Raw genomic sequence first — 15,730 nt, 5'->3', positions numbered from 1 at the left:
CAGAAACTTCTTGGCCGCCGTCCACCTCGCCGCTCTCGTCGCTTATTGGATCAATTGAGTCTGAACCCTAAATGAGCCATTCGCGCCGGAATAGGTTTTTCGGCCGAACGTCCGCGCTCACCCCGATAGCGACCTAATAGCCCCTCATCGTGAGCCAATGGTCGCGATGCTCCGTCGCCAGCCAGCACTGCGCCACCGGTCCTTGTGGTCAGCTTTGAGCGTGCTGCCAGTGAGAGGTGATCTCGGCGCCGGTCCTGTTGAGATGCACGTGCTGATCGACGTGATCGACCCATGAGAGCGGAATTAAGTGGTGATGCTGACCGTCCGGCGAACTCTGCTTCGTCAGCTTGATCTTGCCGGCTCCGTCCAGATGATCGACTTTTCCGACCATCTTCCTGTCGGACGAAATGACGTCCATGTGTTCCTTGATCTTGGAAACGTCTGTCATCGGTATCTCCCATCGAGAAATGGTGCGTTCAACGGAACGCTCAGCACACCGCCGATCAGGCCGCCCGGGCTAGGGAGCGCCGCTTCTGGTGGAGGTAGCGCGTGATTTCCGGCAATGTCATCGCGTTCAGGACCCGGTCGGCAGGGACGCCGCCCTTTCGGGCCATTAGGACGCCCCAGTGCATGTGCTCGAGTTCGGGGATCGAGTGCGCATCCGGATTGATGCTCACCATGCAGCCGAACTCGAGCGCGGCTTGGTGCCAGCGCCAGTCCAGGTCGAGCCGCCATGGGTGGGCGTTGATCTCGACGACAACATCATGCTTGGCGCAAGCCCGGAGCACCTTCTCGACGTCGATTTCGTAGCCGGGCCGCCGTTGGAGTTGCCGCCCGGTCATGCGGCCGATGATGGTGGTGTGAGGATCGGAGATGGCCCGAAGCAGGCGCTGCGTCTGCGCCTTGCGGTCGAGTTTGAAACGGCCGTGGATGCTCGCGACCACGAAGTCGAAGCGCTGCAGCACGTCGTCCGCATAGTCCAGCGAGCCGTCGGCCAGGATGTCCGACCCGATGCCTTTGATCCGGAAATCCTTGCCGAAGCGCTTGTTCAAGCGGTCGGCTCCCCGCTGCTGCTGCGCGATCTCCTCGACGGAGAGACCGCCGGAGTAGTGGGCGGACTTGGAATGGTCGGCCACGCCGAAATACTCGAAACCGCGCTGGCGCGTGGCCTTGGCCATGGTGTCCAGGGTCTCGGTGCCGTCGGAGGCATCGGTGTGGCGGTGAAGGATGCCGCGCAGGTCCTGGTCGGTGACGAGCTTCGGGAGCTTGCCTTTCAGAGCCGCCTCGATCTCGCCGCGCCCCTCCCGGAGCTCAGGGTCGATGAAGGGCAGACCGAGGGCGCGGTAGATCTCGGCCTCCTCGCCGGCGATGAGGGTGCGCCCCTTGTGCAAGCCATCGGCTTCCAATCGCATCTCCTTTTCGGCGGCGAGCGTCCGGAGCTGCTCGATGTGGGCGGCGGAGCCCGTCGCGAACAAAAGCGCGGCGCCGAAGTGCTTGCGCTCGGACAGGTAGATCTGCAGTCCGTCCGTCGGCGGCGGCTTCGCCGCCTTGCCGGCCTCAGCAACCATCGAGAGATCGCCAACGAGTTCGCAGCCCCGGCGGAAGTCGCCGGCGATCGTGACGCGCTTCAGCTCGGGCCTGGACTTGCAGATCGACTCCTTGGCGTGCGCCAGTAGGGCGGCCGCACGGTGCAGATGGAGGCGACCTTCTCCACTTTTTGCGACGGCCAGATTCTGCAGAATCTTGGTCTGAAGTGATGCACCCAGTCCCTTGGCCTTCTTGATGCGGTCGTCCTTCGCCGCGGCCTCCAATTCGGCAAGCGACGTGATGCCGAGATCATTGTAGAGACGCAGCACCTTCTCGGGGCGGAGACCAGGCACGGAGAGCATCCCGAGCACGCCCTCCGGAATCTCCTTGCGCAGCTTCTCGAGGCTCGGATGGGTGCCGGTCTTGTGGAGTTTGGTGATGATGTCGGCGATCGCCTCACCGACGCCAGGAATCTCGGTGAGCCGGTCCTCGGCGATGAGCACATCGAGCGGGATTGCAAGGGCCGCCAGGCTATCCGCGGCCCGAGAGTAGGCTTTTGCGCGGTACGGATTGCCGCCGCGCAACGCGCTGCGCTGCGCATATTCTCGAAGTAGGCCTGCTACGGCGCGGGTGTCGAGGGCTGGCACTCAATGAACCTCCCGCCCCATGTCCTGCGATGCCGGTGAAGTGACACGACGTCGATCGGTCGCGGCGACTTCAGGCTCCCGATCGAGAGACCTCTCGAGCTTCTGCGCTGCGCGGAAGTCCTTGAGGTGCTGCATGTTCGGAGCGTAAGCGGCCTCTTTCTTGAGGAGGTTATAAATTCGTCCAGCCACAGGCTGAAGGTGCTTCATCTTGCCCTGCGGCATCGAGCGGGCCTTGCAAAGAGCTCGGACCGCGTAGGCGCGGAAGTCGTCAAAAGCGTCTGACATGATCACGGTCAACGCTGGGGCGCGCCCATAGTTCGGCAAAGACCGCCGTTTGCGGTCAAATAGGAGCAGTCGAGCGCGGCGCCCGCTCACTCTCGGGGCGACGCGGCGGCGTAGCGGGGCTCCGGAAACACATAACAGCCTCCGAAGTTTGAAGACTCGTTGAGTAAGGTAGGTAGACTGCCCGCCGTCGGCCCCAACCCGGCGGTGGGTTTTTTGTGAGTAGCGTAGCGTGGCGAAGCGTACCAAGGCACCGGCCGCGAAGCCGGGAGCCCCTAAGATGCAGGGGTTCATCGGGCCCCAGCTTGCGACCCTGAAGGTGAAGGCGCCTTCGGGCGCGCAGTGGATTCACGAAATCAAATACGATGGCTACCGCGTCCAGCTCCGGATCGACGGGGACGATCGCCGCGCCTACACGCGCAACGGCTACGACTGGGTCAGCAAGTTCTCGAGGATCGCCGGCGCCTTTGATATTCAAGGCAAGGCCATCGTCGACGGCGAGGTTGTCGTCATCCATGAGGGCCGCACGAACTTCTCCGAGCTGCAGGCGGATCTCGGCAGAGGCGATCAGGATCGCTTGCTCTACTTCGCCTTCGATCTTCTGTGGCTGGACGGCAGAGATCTGCGCAGGGAGCCGCAGATCGAGCGGAAGAGGCTGCTCAGGGAGCTAATGGAGGAGCACGGGCTGAAGGAGCCCGTCCTCTATAGCGAGCATCACGAAGGGGATGGCCAGGCGCTGTTCGCTGCCGCCAGCAAGCTGAGCTACGAAGGCATCGTCTCCAAGCGAGCGGATGCGCCCTACCGGTCGGATCGGGTGGAGGCTTGGCAGAAGATCAAGGTCGTTCAGAAGGGCAAATTCCCCGTGGTCGGCTTCGTCAAGGACCCCTCCGGCGTGGCCGCACTTTATCTGGGCAAAAAGGAGGGCAAGGACCTTGTCTACATGGGCAAGGTAGGCACCGGATGGAGCCGGACAACGTCCGCGCAGATCCGAAGGGCACTCGATACCGTAGTAAGCCCGAAGCAGAAGCTGACGAAGGCCATCCGGAAGCCAAAGGCCACCTGGGTCGAGCCCAAGTTCTTCGCCGACATCGAGTACCGCGACATCACCTCCGACGGGCTTCTGCGCGCCAGTTCGTTCAAGGGCCTGAGCAAAGGAACGCGCCGTTCGTAGGGGAGTTTTCCCTTCGAGTATCTGGAGTACCGGTCATGAATCCGGACAAGCGAGTGCTGAAGGCCGTCGAAGAGGCACAGGGCATTCTGGCCCGTCATGTCGAGCCCGGCCGCAGAGATTGCGAGCAAACCATAAACCAGCTGCTTGACGTGCTCGATGACGAGACCGTCGTGCAGGCGATCGAGGAACTCGACAATGGAAAAGCCCACCGCGGAGCAGCTCGCCGAACTCAAGAGGCTCAGCGCGATTGCGCGCGTGCCCGATGAATCGGAGATCGTGACCTCGAAGGAGGAAGCCGAGATCCGGATCCGCGACCTGCAGGAAAAGGCGAGAATGGAATGATGCCAGACAGGCCGATCAACGGCGTCGAGCCCAAGCGCTCCGAAGACGATATCCAGCGCGAGGAGCTCGGTCCGCGCGGCGTCCCCGGACAGGAAAGCCCGGCGAAGATGACACCTCAGCGGGAGAAGAAGACGCCGAGGGATGTCGACCCAGGACATCCTGCATGAATCCTATGGAGCACGAGCAGTCCTTGAGCGTGACCACGAGTTGACGATAGGGGGTGTCGATGAGAACGATCGCCGCCTTTGCTGGCTTCAACGCCAGAACCGCCTGATCGTGGAATGCGTTCAGATTGCCGGTTCGTAGCTCCGATGATGTCGCCAAGGTTTCGAGCGTGACGAGCGCGCGATCAAGCTCCCGATCGAGGACGAACCGGAGATTCTGCGAGATTTGCATGACGCGGCGCTCGATCTGCGCTTGCTCGATTGCCGCCATTCTGTTCAGCCCGAAGAACGCGACCGCGAGCAAGGGCAGGACTAGCGCGAGCGCGAACAGAGCAAGGTAGGTCCGCACCCGCTGCGGGCGGGCGGAATGACGTACCGGCGAGGCGTCCATCGCGCTGCCATCGCAGCGTACGCCCAGTCCAAGAACCGGGCATTCAAGGTCGGCGGATTGGACCACTCCGGCCGTTGAGTCGAGCGGCCATGTTGTTGATGCGTTGCCATAATTCCCCCAGCGGAACCAGAACGTACTGACCGGTTCCCGGTTCCAATTTTGGTGATGGCTCGGTTCGGTGGTTAACTCGGTCATTTGGCTTGGTCGGGCGCCGGTCCGCGTTGGCATCGGAGCGAACGCCTTGGTGCCTGATTCGCCCACGATGCACGCCTCTAGGCCGAAGGCGATCCACTATCCGCAACGGCGCACACCCCCAGGGCACGCACGGGCCTTGCTCCACTGGACATAATCGGCCAAAACGGAACATGATTGTTTCCCTGGAGCGGCTAATTCAAGCGCTTTGGGTGAGCAGAACTTGGCTCGCTCAGCGGCCCGCGATTTTGAACCCCCGGCCTGTGATACCGTCCCCAATCTCGACAGCAGACCGAACTTCAGCAACCGTTGATCCAGCAGCAGGCGGCCGAGGTTGGAGCCTGCCGAGGCCAATCTAAAATTCACGCAGGAGGAGCGAAGCCGCTACGACGACCTGATGAAGTCGGGTTCGGGTACCATCGAGGGCCGGCGGGGCGCCGGGAGCGGGTGAAATGGCGAGGTCCCGATCCTTTGAAGGTCCGGATCGATGCACATTTCGCGCCGCCTTTAAGTCTCTCCTACGTTGGAAAGCGCAAACGCCACAAGCAGTCCGATGACAACGAGCAAGCCGGCGAGCTTCTGTTCACCTTCGACGGCTTCGGGCACCATGGTGTTCACCACCATCGTGAGAAGAGCGCCCGCTGCAACGGCGCTCACCGCGGCCACGACCTGAGGGGACGCACCGCCCAGGAAAGCGGCTCCTGCCGAGGCAGCAAGTCCGGAAAGCACGACGATCGTTGCCCAAAGGCTGAAGATGTAGACCCGGGAACCCGGCAGCTCGCATGCCGAGCGCACTCGACAACCCTTCTGGGAAATTGGACAGGAAGATGGCTGCCAGCATCGCTATGCTGATGCCTTTGCCGCTCAATAGACCAAGACCCAGTACGACGCTTTCGGGAATTCCGTCCAGGAGCGAGCCGATAGCAATCGCCAGCCCTCCACCTTCGCCGGCGTTCGCCTGCTGGTCCCCTGACCGCTTTCGGGAATGTGCGCCTGCTCGAGAGACCGCCCAATCGGCAAGGGCATAAGTTGCCGAGCCGGCGATCGCGCCAGCAACGATAGGCCATATGCCGCCTTCCTGAAATCCATCCTCCAAAAGGTCATAAGCAACGGCCGAGATGAGCACGCCGCAACCGAACGACATTATCCCTGCGGTAAGGTAACGAGGCATTCTGAAGACGAAAGCGACCCCGCTCCCAGGAGCAACGATGAGGCGCCAAGCAGCCCCCAAAGACCCGCTGTCAGCCAGATAGGCATCAGAACTTCCGCTATTTTCCCGGACCCGGCCGCTCCGAGGCTTGGCTTCGGGCCTTCTCCTTTGTCCTAAGAGCCTTCTTCGTCGATGCCGCCGAGCGGCGCTTCAGAACCGCCGTCAGAGCTCGCACCATCTCGCGCGCGATCTTTCCAGGAGCCACTGCCCGTGCGCCGTTTGCCACAATGCGTTCCTCCACTTTCCGTAACACCCGGGTGCCAGCCGTTCGCAGTCCTTACGAGCGTTGCGAACATACCGCCCGGCTTGCCTAACCCCCGCTTGCGAAACCGGGAAAGAGAGTCATGCCGCCGTCGATGAACAACGTAGCGCCGGTGACGTAGTCTGCGGCGTCCGAGACCAGCCAGGCGACCGCTTGCGCGATGTCATCAGGCTCGCCGATACGCTTGTAGGGCTCCAGCGTCATCAGGTTTTCGTAGGCCTCTTTGGTCTCCCAAGCGGCCTGGTTGATGGGGGTGCGTATCGCTCCCGGGGCAACGCCGTTGACGCGGATGCCGAGCGGGGCGACCTCCTGCGCGACGCTTCTCATCAGCTGCATGACGCCGCCCTTGGACGCTGCGTAGTTCGCATGTCCCGCCCAAGGTATCTCCTGATGCACGGAGCTCATGCAGACGAGCTTGCCTGAGGCGGCCGAGATGTCTTCGACGACACCGCGTCTTTTGAATTCACGGACGGCTTCGCGGGCGCAGAGAAATTGGCCGGTGAGATTGACGCTGATCACTTTATTCCATTGATCGAGGGTCATGTCGTGGAACGGCGCGTCGCGCTGCAGCCCGGCGTTGTTTACCACGATGTGCAACGTGCCGAAATGATCGATGGCCTGGGCGAACATCGATCGGACGTCATCCTCGTCGCTGACGTCGGCCTTGATCGCGATGGCTTTCCTACCGCGAGCCTCGATTTCATGAGTTACCTCTTCGGCTGACGCGGGATCGACGACATAGTTGACGACGACATCGGCGCCCGATGCTGCGAGTCCCAGCGCGACCGCCCGACCGATGCCGGAGTTGGCGCCGGTCACCAGCGCAGGCTGTCTGTCCAGAACGACTGGGAAGCGGACGGGTGGCTTCTGGCGCTCGCCCGGACTTGCTGGAGCGGCCGGATCGGTTGAGTTCACTGCCATGTTGACCTCCTAGTCGGAGCCGGCTTCCTTTCCCTTGCTGGGAGGCGCCTTCTTGCTGCCGCGGTGCTCCGACGGTTTTTCGCGGTGCGTCAGGTTGTGAGCGGTGTTGACGAGCGCGATGTGGGAGAAGGCTTGCGGGAAGTTGCCGACGAGGCCCCGGCGAGAAGTGTCGTACTCTTCAGACAGCAGTCCGACGTCGTTGCGAAGCGCCAGAAGCCGCTCGAACAATTCCTTGGCCTCCGCATCGCGGCCGATCAGATGGTAGGCGTCGGCCAGCCAGAAGCTGCAAGCCAGGAACATGCCCTCGCCCGGCGGCAGACCATCCTTCGTCGAGCCCGTGTCGTATCGACGGACGAAGCCGTCCTGCAGCAACTCACGTTCGATGGCGGTGACAGTCGAAATCACGCGCGGGTCCTCTGGAGGCAGGAAGCCCACGGCCGGGATCAACAGGAGGCTCGCGTCGAGTTGCGGCTCTCCGTAGACCTGGACGAATGTCTTGCGCTCTTCATCGTAGCCATGCCGGCATACCTCGTCGTGAATCGCGGCGCGCTGCGCTTTCCACTCCTCCACCGGTCCCTTCATGCCGAATTCGGCAGCGGACTTGACGGCCCGGTCGTAGGCGACCCACGCCATGATCTTCGAATACGTGAAGTGCTTGGCTCCGCCGCGGACCTCCCAAATGCCCTCGTCCGGCTCGCTCCAGATGCTCTTGAGATGTTCGAGCAGCGCACATTGGACCGCCCAGGCTCGCTTGTTCTCCCGAAGGCCCCCGCGGCGCGCCTGGTACAGGGCGTCCATCAACTCGCCGTAGACGTCGAGTTGAAGCTGCGTGTGGGCCGCGTTTCCGATCCTGACGGGCTTCGAGTTCTCGTATTGTCGCGCGTGTCGAAGTAGTAGTGGGACATGGCGGTCAAGACGCAGTCGCGCGGGGTGTTCCTATCACAAATTAGAACACCCTAAAAAAAACGACTACATAGGACCGTCTCGATTCATGCCGGGCCGTAGCTGGGCCATGATGACGCGCTGGTTGTCAGCGTGTTCTTGTGCCACCCGCACCCGGCGGCGCTGGTCCAGTTCGGTCGCAGTGAGAATTTGCTGCGCTCGCCGTGCTATCGCTTCATAGTTCTTCGCAACCTGGCGAAGCGTGGCTCTCGCCTGCACGTGATCGCAGTTGTCGGCCTTAGTGTGAAACTCCTCGGCCCGTACGAACCAGTACTTCGGTGAGTGCATTCGCTCAATGCCCATGGCCAAATCCCCTACATCGGACCATTCAGGCTATTAATGGACGTTCAGGCCAGCTGGTTCCCGGATGCATCCGAAAATAGCGAAGACCTGAAAGTGTCGCCAAGCGAGGGCCTTACATCACGCTTCAGGGGCGCGGCGGGGACCTGGGGACCGGCTTCACGTCTCGTTCTTGGCGCTGATCTGGATTTTATAGATGGACTTCCCGGCCTCGTCGGTGACCTCAAAGCTCCACTCCTGGCCCGGTCGGAACTTGCCATCGATGTCTTTGAACAACGCGCCGGCGTATGTGGTGGCCTCCTGCCAAGCTGCTTCGTCGTCTGGGAGTTCCTCGCCATCGGTATCGGTGTTCGGTGCAACATTGTGGAGGTCGGAAGAAGTATCTGGGCATGTTCTCGCAATGCCGACCAAGCGCCGCTGTTCCATCGAGTGGCGCGCGAGCGAGGTTGTCATGACCCCTGAGGAGTATCTTGAGCGGGCGGAACGGTATCGGAAGGCGCTGCCGACAGCAAAGGACGCCTTCACGCGCCATCATCTTGAGACGATGGAGCGGAGCTATAGGACGTTAGCGGACAGCGAACGCCAACTGCGCAAGTCAGGATTGTTCGTGAATGATGCGGCGGCTTTCCAGCGCTCGCTACCAGATGACGCGCTCACGGTCGTCGCGCGTGGCGCCGAAGGAAGACATGGCGGCTACGTGATCGAGATGTGCAGTTCGACGACCCAAGCATTCCGGAACGATCATCGATACCGGCGCTTGGGAGAGGAAATGACGGAAAAGCGCATCGTTCTGTTTCCTGGGATGATCAAGCCGCTCCGGCTGCGTGTCCGCGGGTTCTTGATCCAGCGCGGAGACGGCCTCTGCGATCCAGGTGGCAACCAGCCGATATGCACGATGTCTCTGGCGCGGAAGATGATCGAAGGCGGTTGGCTCGAACAGCACGGCCAGCGCTATGAGCCGACAGAGCAAGGGCTGCAAGCGGCGGAGTGAGCCGCCCGGATCGCAGCGTGCGCCCTCCAGCCCAAAAAAAGGGCCTCAGGCCAAGGCGGCACGACCCAGGGCTGAGGCCGCTCCTGGCTACCGAACTTGATAGCCTCATGGGTCTGAAACGCATGGAGAACCAACATCGGCTGGTGGCATCGTTCTTATCGGTCGCTTAATGCAGCACTGGCGTGTTCCGACGTCAGTGGCCTCAATTTGTTCGCAGTGGCAGGATTTGAAGCAACAGGAACAGATGGGCCTTCGGACCATTGACCCGCATCATCGCCCCGTTCCGGCAGTTATCGATGACTGAGAGCTGCCTTGTGCTCCCGCCCAACGCGCGCGGTGAGCCCATGTGTGACAAGTGCGAAGCAATCGACCAAAAGGTTGAACATTACGAGCGGATCGCGCGCGGGGTCACCGACCAGCTAACGATGGAACGCATCAACGCATTGATCAAGGAAATGCACGAACAGAAAGCTGCGCTACATCCCCTGTAGGCCACCTCAGGTGGCCCCTTCCATTTTTGTTCCAGTGGCGGAACTGAACGGGCGTTCTCCCTTTTTGGACCCAGCGGGTCATAGCTCACACCGGCATGTTTCAGCAGCAAATCGAGCTTTGCTTCAACTCTTTCCAGCGAGACCAGTCGCCGCTGCAGGCCTGTTATTTTCAAGCGAAGATAGAACGCCAGCGCCACGAGCATCGCGAGCACAAGAGCGGTAGATGTGGCAATCGTTTCCATAAAGGGCTCAATTTAGCGTCGGGCTCATCCCTCCGCATACGATTCCAGATAGCCGCAGACCAAGCACCGATAGGTGGTCACGGTAAGCGCCTTCCTGCCGAACATGAACGACTCGCGGTACGTGGCGGGCGGCGCTCCCGCAAACCAGAGCAACTGCCCACGCCCCAGACTGGGAATGAAGCCCTGCTCCATCGTCTTCTCGCATTTCGGGCAAGCTTTGTGCTCTGTCATTTCGGGATCGTAGACGGACCGCCGAACGTTACAAGCCTCGCCGTAGCGCCAGTTCGGTCTGGGAGCTGGAGCAGATTCGGTTCCTGACTCGTCTGCTGCCGAACCGTTGACACTCCAGCGGCGCCTTCTCCCTTCGGCGCAAAGCGCAGGAACGTCTCCAGTTTCGTGCGGTTGCCACGTGGGTGCGGAGAGCTCCGACCATGCTTGAAACGAATATCTTGCTGGTAAAATGCCCGAGCTGTGGGGCATGGCCTATGGCCGCAAACCTCCCGAAAAGCATCGCACGGCGAGTTCAGATGCTCCCGCTGCACTCACCACGACGCGGGCGTTTTCTACGCGCGAGGACAGTGAAAGGGGACGAGCCTCACCGGGTGGCGTAGGCCGCAGGGCCCGGAATGACTCAGCCTGAATTTCTCGCGGAACGGCGATGCTCGCCCCGGATTGATGATCGGTGCGACGTCATTTCGGAGGAGAATGATCATGAAAACCATCTTCGCCACTGCCTGCCTGCTCGCAATTGCGTTGGCCTCGCCAGTGCAGGCCAAAGGATGCATCAAGGGCGCGATCGCGGGTGGTGTTGCCGGCCACATGGCGGGCCATGGGAAGCTCGGGGCGGTGGCCGGCTGCGCAATCGGGCATCATGAGGCCAACAAGCAGAATGCCAACAACCCGAACAACTCGAACGCCCAGGCGCCGTCGGGACAGAAGTAGCCGCCCCAACGCGCTGCGACGGCGCGACCGCTCCGCGCCGAGCGAGAAATCGACAGAGATGCTCGCACGTGCCTTCGGCCAATCTGGAACGGATGATCGTCCGTTCGATTGGTCGGTATGACCGAGCGAGTTCTCTACGAAAGCAGCAATGGTGACGTCTCGGCGCTGACGCGAGATCTGCGGACGAATACGCCCGTCGTGAAGCACCAGCCCAACATCAGCTCAGGGGACCTAGTCTCCTATACGGATATAGGCCAATTCCTGCGTAGTGGCGCCGGGGGTCCGGAGCGCCAGCAATTGCTGAAGCTGATCGACACTCTGCTGGAGGGCTGAGAGAAGGCGCTCAGGCCGACCACTTGTCCTCCTCACGGCGCGCTTCGTCGTCGTTGATGCGCTCGGCCAAGTCGGCAGCGGTTTCATGACCCTTAGTAGTGGCTACGGGCTCGCCATCTTGCTTCTTAATCTTTGTCCTTCGGCGGTCACCGGAAAATCATCGGGTTCTAATGGCTTCTTGGAAGTGGACATGACGTCTTCCTCCTTGACCACGGATGATACCACGCCACCCAACGCGTCCTCGATTTGATTTCAGGCGGAAGTAAACCGGACGGCCGACGAAGGGTCCGTCCCACCCCGAGAGTCGCGAAACGGCAGCAGATCCGGTCCTGAAGCGCAGCAGCGGGAGGGTCTTGAAACCCCACCGTGGATATCTATTTACCATCCGAGCACCATCCGCGTGGATGGTAAGTTGGTGTACCGATGACCGACAATGTACGCGAACTGCGACCACGAACCCCGGATACGGAGAAGATCACAATCAACCTTGGTTATGTCGACCTCGGCCAGGTCGATCTCATGGTGCAGGAAGGGTTCTACTCGAACCGCACCGATTTCATTCGGACCGCAATCCGCAACCAGCTCGAGCGGCACGCAGACGTCGTCAAGCAGTCGACGGCCCGCAAAAGCCTGGACTTGGGGCTTCGTAATTATGCCCGCGTCGACCTCGAACGAGCGCGACGCGCCGGGGAGATGCTGCACATCAACGTTCTCGGCCTGGCGACCATCGATCAAGACGTCACGCCCGAGCTGGCCCGCGCCACAATCGCCTCGGTTTCGGTGCTCGGTGCCCTTCATGCCACTCCTGCGGTCAAGGCCGCTCTCGCCGACCGAACGAGGTGAAACGATGCTGAATCCAGACATGGTTCGCGAAGCGACTCGCCTCACACGTGCCGGCCAATTGGTCGAAGCCACTGCAGTGCTGCAGCGAATGCTGCGCGGCCATGGCGACCCCGCAGCGACAAGGGGAAATGCTGCGCCTGTCGAGCGTGCGAGGCTCGAGCCGCCGACACTCGAGCTGAAGGCCAATGTCGTCGAGGAGAGGGAGAGCGGGCCGTCCACGCAAGCCACGCCTGCCAAACGACACAAAGGCCCCGCGCCCTTCGGCGGCATGAAAGATCTTTCCGGTTTCGGCATGCCAGGTCCAGTCGGGCGCGCTCCACTGTCCAAGGCGGATATTGCACCGGACGGCACAAGGTTCGTCGCTGCCACCTTCACCAACGCGGCGGGAAGCCGGACCTACAAGCTGTTCATCCCCAGCCGCACTGATGGAGGACCGCGTCCCCTCATCGTCATGCTTCATGGCTGCACCCACTCACCGGACGATTTCGCCGTCGGCACCCGGATGAATTTTCTGGCGGAAGAGCGGAATTGCTTCGTTGTCTATCCGGAGCAGCCACGCGGAGCCAACCATGCGAAATGCTGGAACTGGTTTCGCGCGGGGGACCAGCGGCGGGATGGCGGCGAGCCTTCGCTGATCGCCGGCATCACCCGCCAGATCATGCGGGAGCATCCTATCGATCCCAAGCGCGTCTACGTCGCAGGCCTGTCGGCCGGCGGTGCCGCCGCAGCCATTATGGGTGCGACGTACCCCGACATATATGCCGCCGTCAGCGTTCACTCCGGCTTGGCCTGCGGGGCTGCCAGCGACCTAAAGTCTGCACTGGCCGCTATGCGGCAGGGCAGCGCTGGACCGATCGGGACGGCTGGCGCGTCGGTGCCGACCATCGTCTTCCATGGCGACCGCGACACCACGGTGCATCCGAGCAATGCTGATCGGATTCTCCGTGGGCCCGGCGAAGATGCGAGCCTGAGGACGAAGATTCTTCGCGGGCGAGTACCTGAGGGGCACGCATATACCCGCACCATCCTCACCGATGGAGGTGGCTTGGACATCTCCGAGCACTGGAGCATCCACGGCGCCGCCCATGCCTGGTCAGGAGGCAGTCCTGCCGGGTCCTACACGGATCCGCGTGGGCCGGACGCGACCAGGGAGATGATGCGATTCTTCCTCGAGCATTCGCTGGCAAGCTTCACGCGGAGATAGGGCGGCGGTCTGAATTCACGATCGCCGGATCTCCGGTTTGACTGAACGCGACGGAGCAGCCGGTAGCGGGTAGGGCCTGAGCTCAAGCCTCGCCCGCTTCGGAGAAGATGGAAGCCGGCGGCGTGGTGCGCGGGACCGGCAGTGGTCGTTCGGTTGCTCCGGATTGCCCGGGGCCGCCCTTGGCGTCGTACCGCTTGGCGAGATCCAGCAGACGACGTCGGGTGAACGGATCGGCCTCTTCGGCAATGACACGGACCCGCTGCGCGAGGCTTTGGTAGAACTCCTGCTCCATGACGCACCCCCACAACATCACTGCCCCGAGTTGAGTAGCCCGCGTTCGTTGAGTCAAGAAGGCACGACACGCTCTTGCAACTTTCCGCGACCGTCTTGAGATCGCGATGTCAGCGGACGTAGACTGACTGGCGCAGGGGAAAATCAGATGCCAGTGTCCTATCCGGTCCGGAAGGCGTGCACGTCGTGCGGCAGGCCGATGAAGCCTGTGCCCCACAAAATCGCCGACGGGAAGCTGCGGTACGTCTGCACCGCTTGCGGCGACGACCCGCTGCAGGACCTGGCGGCCCGCAGGTGGGCCGACGGTCCGCTGCGCCCGCCGGCGAAATAGGAGATTTCCCCGCGACCCCGGGTTCTTGCGCCGATCGACCCCAGCCGGGATTTGCTCCCCATGCGAATACTGACAGCTGCTGTTTTGGTCGCCTGCCTGTTCACCTCGCTGGCTTCCGCAGCGACGTGCTCAGAAGCGATCGCACATTGCAAACAGGACGGATCCAGTCATTCGGACGTGGATTCGAGGTGTGCCGCTGCAGGGCATGCCTGCATGAAGACCGGAATTTTCACCGGCCCCTACACACGCAAAGCCTGGAGCGGCCTCGTCAGGCAATAGAACAGGACCCGGACCGTCCGGGGCGGAAGAGACGCGTTTTCGCCGTCGAGAAGCCATTTCGTTAATCCCGCGAAGTCACTCTGAAACGAACGCCTGCTGTTGTGGCCCGGCGTCGGTTGTTGGCCGGCCTCAATGGAGAGTGACATGAATGCTGCGATTACATGGTTGCTGCCCCGCGCGTCCGCGAAATCGATCGAAGACATCGACACGGCCCTTTCGGTGGCGATGTTCAGTGGCCTGGGCCTGCTGCTGTCCCTTTCTGTACTGATCGTCGATAAATACACGCCGGGCGAATGGTTCTGAGCTGAGCGCTCGGACTCCAGCGTCTGGTCGCGTTTGTGCCTTGGCTGCCGGCGAGGTCGCTCTATGTGGCATCCGTCGATGGCTCGCCGTGCTGTCAGGCGCGGCAGAATCCCTCGGGGAGGCTTTGACGCTGTGAAGGCTGATCCCTTCGGCAGCAGGTGTAAGATCCTTTCGACGTCCGCCTGTTCGTGGAGTTGTTCGATGACAGTGGTTTGCCGGCCCGCTCGCGCTGAGGACCTGGAGCTCGCCGATGCGCTTGTCGTCGCCAGCATCAACGATCTGACGGTCCGCCATGGCTTTGGGACCATGGCCGCAGCGACTCCTCCGAACTTTCAGTTGTTCTCTCTGGCGGACGATCCCGACGGTCTCTGGATTGCGGAAGAAGGCGACCGGATCCTCGGCTTTGCTTGGAGCTGGGTCTGCGGAGATATCTGGTTTCTGGCGCAGCTCTTCGTAACGCCTGACCGCCAGCGTGGGAGCGTGGGCAACGAGCTGATCGAACGGACCCTGGATCACGCCAAGAAGTCCGGCGCTTCCAACAAGGTTCTGATCACCTTTGCCTTCAACGCCGTGTCGCAGGGGCTCTACATCCGACACGGACTGTTTCCGCGGTTTCCGATCTACACCGTCAGCGTACCCCGACAGCACTTGATCGACCGCTTGAATGGGCCACAACTCAAATGCGCTCCGCTCGACGAAGACGCTTCGACGTTGGCTCGCCTCGCGCAGGCGGACGAGCGTGTGCTTGGGGTATCCCGGCAGAAGCATCATCGTTATCTCATCAAGGACAGCCGGATGCGAGGCTTCAGCCTCTACGACGGAGATGATTGGGCCGGCTACGTCTATGTCGATGCGGGCGGCCATATCGGACCGGTCGCGGTTCTGCAGTCCGGCGCCGCAGCCACAGCCTTAAGGACGGCGCTGCGCCTGGCACTCGAGAGTGGGGCGCCGCAAGTATCGGCATTTCTGCCGGGCGCCAGCGAAGCTGTGCTGACGACGGCGTTCGAGCACGGCATGCGGATCAAATTTCCGATGCTGCTGATGTCTTCCCGCGATTTCGGTAGCTGGACCCAGTACCTGCCTCGGAACCCAGGCTTCATGTGAAACGTTCTTCGCAGTCCCGGGTGGA

General features: G+C 61.8%; 20 protein-coding genes and 1 pseudogene. 10 read left to right on the top strand and 11 right to left on the bottom strand.

Annotation, left to right across the window (positions count from 1 at the left end; genetic code table 11):
• Positions 1-208 precede the first annotated feature (208 nt).
• The 3 genes from IVB13_RS15640 to IVB13_RS15630 are packed head-to-tail and all read right to left on the bottom strand — an operon-like array spanning position 209 to position 2,465.
• Positions 209-448 carry a DUF2171 domain-containing protein gene (locus tag IVB13_RS15640; RefSeq protein ID WP_247489502.1) on the bottom strand — a complete coding sequence of 80 codons (240 nt, stop codon included), beginning with the start codon at positions 446-448 and terminating at the stop codon, positions 209-211.
• A 55-nt stretch (positions 449-503) separates the two neighbouring features.
• The gene (locus IVB13_RS15635) at positions 504-2,174 is read right to left on the bottom strand and encodes a DNA polymerase/3'-5' exonuclease PolX (protein WP_247489500.1); all 1,671 of its coding nucleotides are present in this window, start codon (positions 2,172-2,174) and stop codon (positions 504-506) included.
• Positions 2,175-2,465: a hypothetical protein gene (locus IVB13_RS15630; RefSeq protein WP_247489506.1), complete on the bottom strand. Its 291-nt coding sequence runs from the start codon at positions 2,463-2,465 to the stop codon at positions 2,175-2,177. It lies immediately after the preceding gene.
• Between the two features lie 271 nt (positions 2,466-2,736).
• On the opposite strand from IVB13_RS15630, the gene ligD reads away from it, so the two are divergent.
• Complete coding sequence (ligD, locus tag IVB13_RS15625; protein ID WP_247489498.1) at positions 2,737-3,627, top strand: non-homologous end-joining DNA ligase; 891 nt, start codon at positions 2,737-2,739, stop codon at positions 3,625-3,627.
• A gap of 195 nt (positions 3,628-3,822) precedes the next feature.
• Positions 3,823-3,969, top strand: coding sequence for a hypothetical protein (locus tag IVB13_RS15620; protein ID WP_247489496.1), 147 nt, complete (start codon positions 3,823-3,825; stop codon positions 3,967-3,969).
• A gap of 15 nt (positions 3,970-3,984) precedes the next feature.
• On the opposite strand, the gene IVB13_RS15615 is transcribed toward IVB13_RS15620, so the two are convergent.
• Positions 3,985-4,719, bottom strand: coding sequence for a hypothetical protein (locus IVB13_RS15615; RefSeq protein ID WP_247489508.1), 735 nt, complete (start codon positions 4,717-4,719; stop codon positions 3,985-3,987).
• 265 nt (positions 4,720-4,984) lie between these two features.
• On the opposite strand from IVB13_RS15615, the pseudogene IVB13_RS15610 reads away from it, so the two are divergent.
• Positions 4,985-5,140: pseudogene (locus IVB13_RS15610) on the top strand (HlyD family secretion protein); the annotation flags it as partial.
• Between the two features lie 83 nt (positions 5,141-5,223).
• Here IVB13_RS15610 and IVB13_RS15605 read toward each other — a convergent pair.
• The 5 genes from IVB13_RS15605 to IVB13_RS15585 all read right to left on the bottom strand — a co-directional run bounded on the left by IVB13_RS15605 (position 5,224) and on the right by IVB13_RS15585 (position 8,804).
• A complete protein-coding gene (locus IVB13_RS15605) occupies positions 5,224-5,511 on the bottom strand; it encodes a hypothetical protein (protein WP_247489494.1) in 288 nt (95 codons plus the stop codon).
• Between the two features lie 725 nt (positions 5,512-6,236).
• The gene (locus IVB13_RS15600; protein ID WP_247489492.1) at positions 6,237-7,109 is read right to left on the bottom strand and encodes an SDR family oxidoreductase; all 873 of its coding nucleotides are present in this window, start codon (positions 7,107-7,109) and stop codon (positions 6,237-6,239) included.
• Between the two features lie 9 nt (positions 7,110-7,118).
• Complete coding sequence (locus tag IVB13_RS15595; RefSeq protein ID WP_249810726.1) at positions 7,119-8,030, bottom strand: glycoside hydrolase family 15 protein; 912 nt, start codon at positions 8,028-8,030, stop codon at positions 7,119-7,121.
• Between the two features lie 48 nt (positions 8,031-8,078).
• Complete coding sequence (locus IVB13_RS15590; protein ID WP_247489490.1) at positions 8,079-8,354, bottom strand: hypothetical protein; 276 nt, start codon at positions 8,352-8,354, stop codon at positions 8,079-8,081.
• 156 nt (positions 8,355-8,510) lie between these two features.
• Complete coding sequence (locus tag IVB13_RS15585; protein WP_247489488.1) at positions 8,511-8,804, bottom strand: hypothetical protein; 294 nt, start codon at positions 8,802-8,804, stop codon at positions 8,511-8,513.
• On the opposite strand from IVB13_RS15585, the gene IVB13_RS15580 reads away from it, so the two are divergent.
• Positions 8,803-9,342: a hypothetical protein gene (locus IVB13_RS15580; protein ID WP_247489486.1), complete on the top strand. Its 540-nt coding sequence runs from the start codon at positions 8,803-8,805 to the stop codon at positions 9,340-9,342. The two genes, IVB13_RS15585 and IVB13_RS15580, sit on opposite strands and share 2 nt — an antisense overlap.
• Before the next feature lie 385 nt (positions 9,343-9,727).
• On the opposite strand, the gene IVB13_RS15575 is transcribed toward IVB13_RS15580, so the two are convergent.
• Positions 9,728-10,075 carry a hypothetical protein gene (locus tag IVB13_RS15575; protein WP_247489484.1) on the bottom strand — a complete coding sequence of 116 codons (348 nt, stop codon included), beginning with the start codon at positions 10,073-10,075 and terminating at the stop codon, positions 9,728-9,730.
• A gap of 711 nt (positions 10,076-10,786) precedes the next feature.
• Between IVB13_RS15575 and IVB13_RS15570 the strand changes: the two genes are divergently transcribed.
• The 4 genes from IVB13_RS15570 (at position 10,787) to IVB13_RS15550 (ending at position 13,397) form a co-directional block, all read left to right on the top strand.
• Complete coding sequence (locus IVB13_RS15570; RefSeq protein ID WP_247489482.1) at positions 10,787-11,017, top strand: hypothetical protein; 231 nt, start codon at positions 10,787-10,789, stop codon at positions 11,015-11,017.
• 117 nt (positions 11,018-11,134) lie between these two features.
• Entirely contained in the window at positions 11,135-11,350 is a 216-nt protein-coding gene (locus tag IVB13_RS15565; protein WP_247489479.1) for a hypothetical protein, read from the top strand.
• 423 nt (positions 11,351-11,773) lie between these two features.
• Positions 11,774-12,193, top strand: coding sequence for a CopG family transcriptional regulator (locus tag IVB13_RS15555; RefSeq protein WP_247489477.1), 420 nt, complete (start codon positions 11,774-11,776; stop codon positions 12,191-12,193).
• A 4-nt stretch (positions 12,194-12,197) separates the two neighbouring features.
• Positions 12,198-13,397 carry a PHB depolymerase family esterase gene (locus IVB13_RS15550; protein ID WP_247489476.1) on the top strand — a complete coding sequence of 400 codons (1,200 nt, stop codon included), beginning with the start codon at positions 12,198-12,200 and terminating at the stop codon, positions 13,395-13,397.
• A gap of 82 nt (positions 13,398-13,479) precedes the next feature.
• Here IVB13_RS15550 and IVB13_RS15545 read toward each other — a convergent pair whose 3' ends face one another.
• Positions 13,480-13,689, bottom strand: a complete 210-nt coding sequence (locus tag IVB13_RS15545) for a hypothetical protein (protein WP_247489474.1) — start codon at positions 13,687-13,689, stop codon at positions 13,480-13,482.
• Between the two features lie 753 nt (positions 13,690-14,442).
• On the opposite strand from IVB13_RS15545, the gene IVB13_RS15540 reads away from it, so the two are divergent.
• Both IVB13_RS15540 and IVB13_RS15535 read left to right on the top strand, forming a co-directional pair.
• Positions 14,443-14,601: a hypothetical protein gene (locus IVB13_RS15540; RefSeq protein WP_201263780.1), complete on the top strand. Its 159-nt coding sequence runs from the start codon at positions 14,443-14,445 to the stop codon at positions 14,599-14,601.
• Positions 14,602-14,664: 63 nt separating this feature from the next.
• A complete protein-coding gene (locus IVB13_RS15535) occupies positions 14,665-15,705 on the top strand; it encodes a GNAT family N-acetyltransferase (protein ID WP_247489471.1) in 1,041 nt (346 codons plus the stop codon).
• Positions 15,706-15,730 lie beyond the last annotated feature (25 nt).

This window comes from Bradyrhizobium sp. 17 (assembly GCF_023073515.1).
GTDB classification, from domain to species: domain Bacteria; phylum Pseudomonadota; class Alphaproteobacteria; order Rhizobiales; family Xanthobacteraceae; genus Bradyrhizobium; species Bradyrhizobium canariense_D.
This window is presented reverse-complemented; position numbering and strand designations above follow the sequence as displayed.

Coding starts and splice junctions, on each gene's coding strand:
- IVB13_RS15640 (WP_247489502.1), bottom strand. CDS start 448: ATGACAGACGTTTCCAAGATCAAGGAACACATGGACGTCATTTCGTCC.
- ligD (WP_247489498.1), top strand. CDS start 2,737: ATGCAGGGGTTCATCGGGCCCCAGCTTGCGACCCTGAAGGTGAAGGCG.
- IVB13_RS15620 (WP_247489496.1), top strand. CDS start 3,823: ATGGAAAAGCCCACCGCGGAGCAGCTCGCCGAACTCAAGAGGCTCAGC.
- IVB13_RS15615 (WP_247489508.1), bottom strand. CDS start 4,719: ATGACCGAGTTAACCACCGAACCGAGCCATCACCAAAATTGGAACCGG.
- IVB13_RS15600 (WP_247489492.1), bottom strand. CDS start 7,109: ATGGCAGTGAACTCAACCGATCCGGCCGCTCCAGCAAGTCCGGGCGAG.
- IVB13_RS15590 (WP_247489490.1), bottom strand. CDS start 8,354: ATGGGCATTGAGCGAATGCACTCACCGAAGTACTGGTTCGTACGGGCC.
- IVB13_RS15580 (WP_247489486.1), top strand. CDS start 8,803: ATGACCCCTGAGGAGTATCTTGAGCGGGCGGAACGGTATCGGAAGGCG.
- IVB13_RS15585 (WP_247489488.1), bottom strand. CDS start 8,804: ATGACAACCTCGCTCGCGCGCCACTCGATGGAACAGCGGCGCTTGGTC.
- IVB13_RS15575 (WP_247489484.1), bottom strand. CDS start 10,075: ATGGAAACGATTGCCACATCTACCGCTCTTGTGCTCGCGATGCTCGTG.
- IVB13_RS15570 (WP_247489482.1), top strand. CDS start 10,787: ATGAAAACCATCTTCGCCACTGCCTGCCTGCTCGCAATTGCGTTGGCC.
- IVB13_RS15565 (WP_247489479.1), top strand. CDS start 11,135: ATGACCGAGCGAGTTCTCTACGAAAGCAGCAATGGTGACGTCTCGGCG.
- IVB13_RS15555 (WP_247489477.1), top strand. CDS start 11,774: ATGACCGACAATGTACGCGAACTGCGACCACGAACCCCGGATACGGAG.
- IVB13_RS15550 (WP_247489476.1), top strand. CDS start 12,198: ATGCTGAATCCAGACATGGTTCGCGAAGCGACTCGCCTCACACGTGCC.
- IVB13_RS15545 (WP_247489474.1), bottom strand. CDS start 13,689: ATGGAGCAGGAGTTCTACCAAAGCCTCGCGCAGCGGGTCCGTGTCATT.
- IVB13_RS15540 (WP_201263780.1), top strand. CDS start 14,443: ATGAATGCTGCGATTACATGGTTGCTGCCCCGCGCGTCCGCGAAATCG.
- IVB13_RS15535 (WP_247489471.1), top strand. CDS start 14,665: ATGTGGCATCCGTCGATGGCTCGCCGTGCTGTCAGGCGCGGCAGAATC.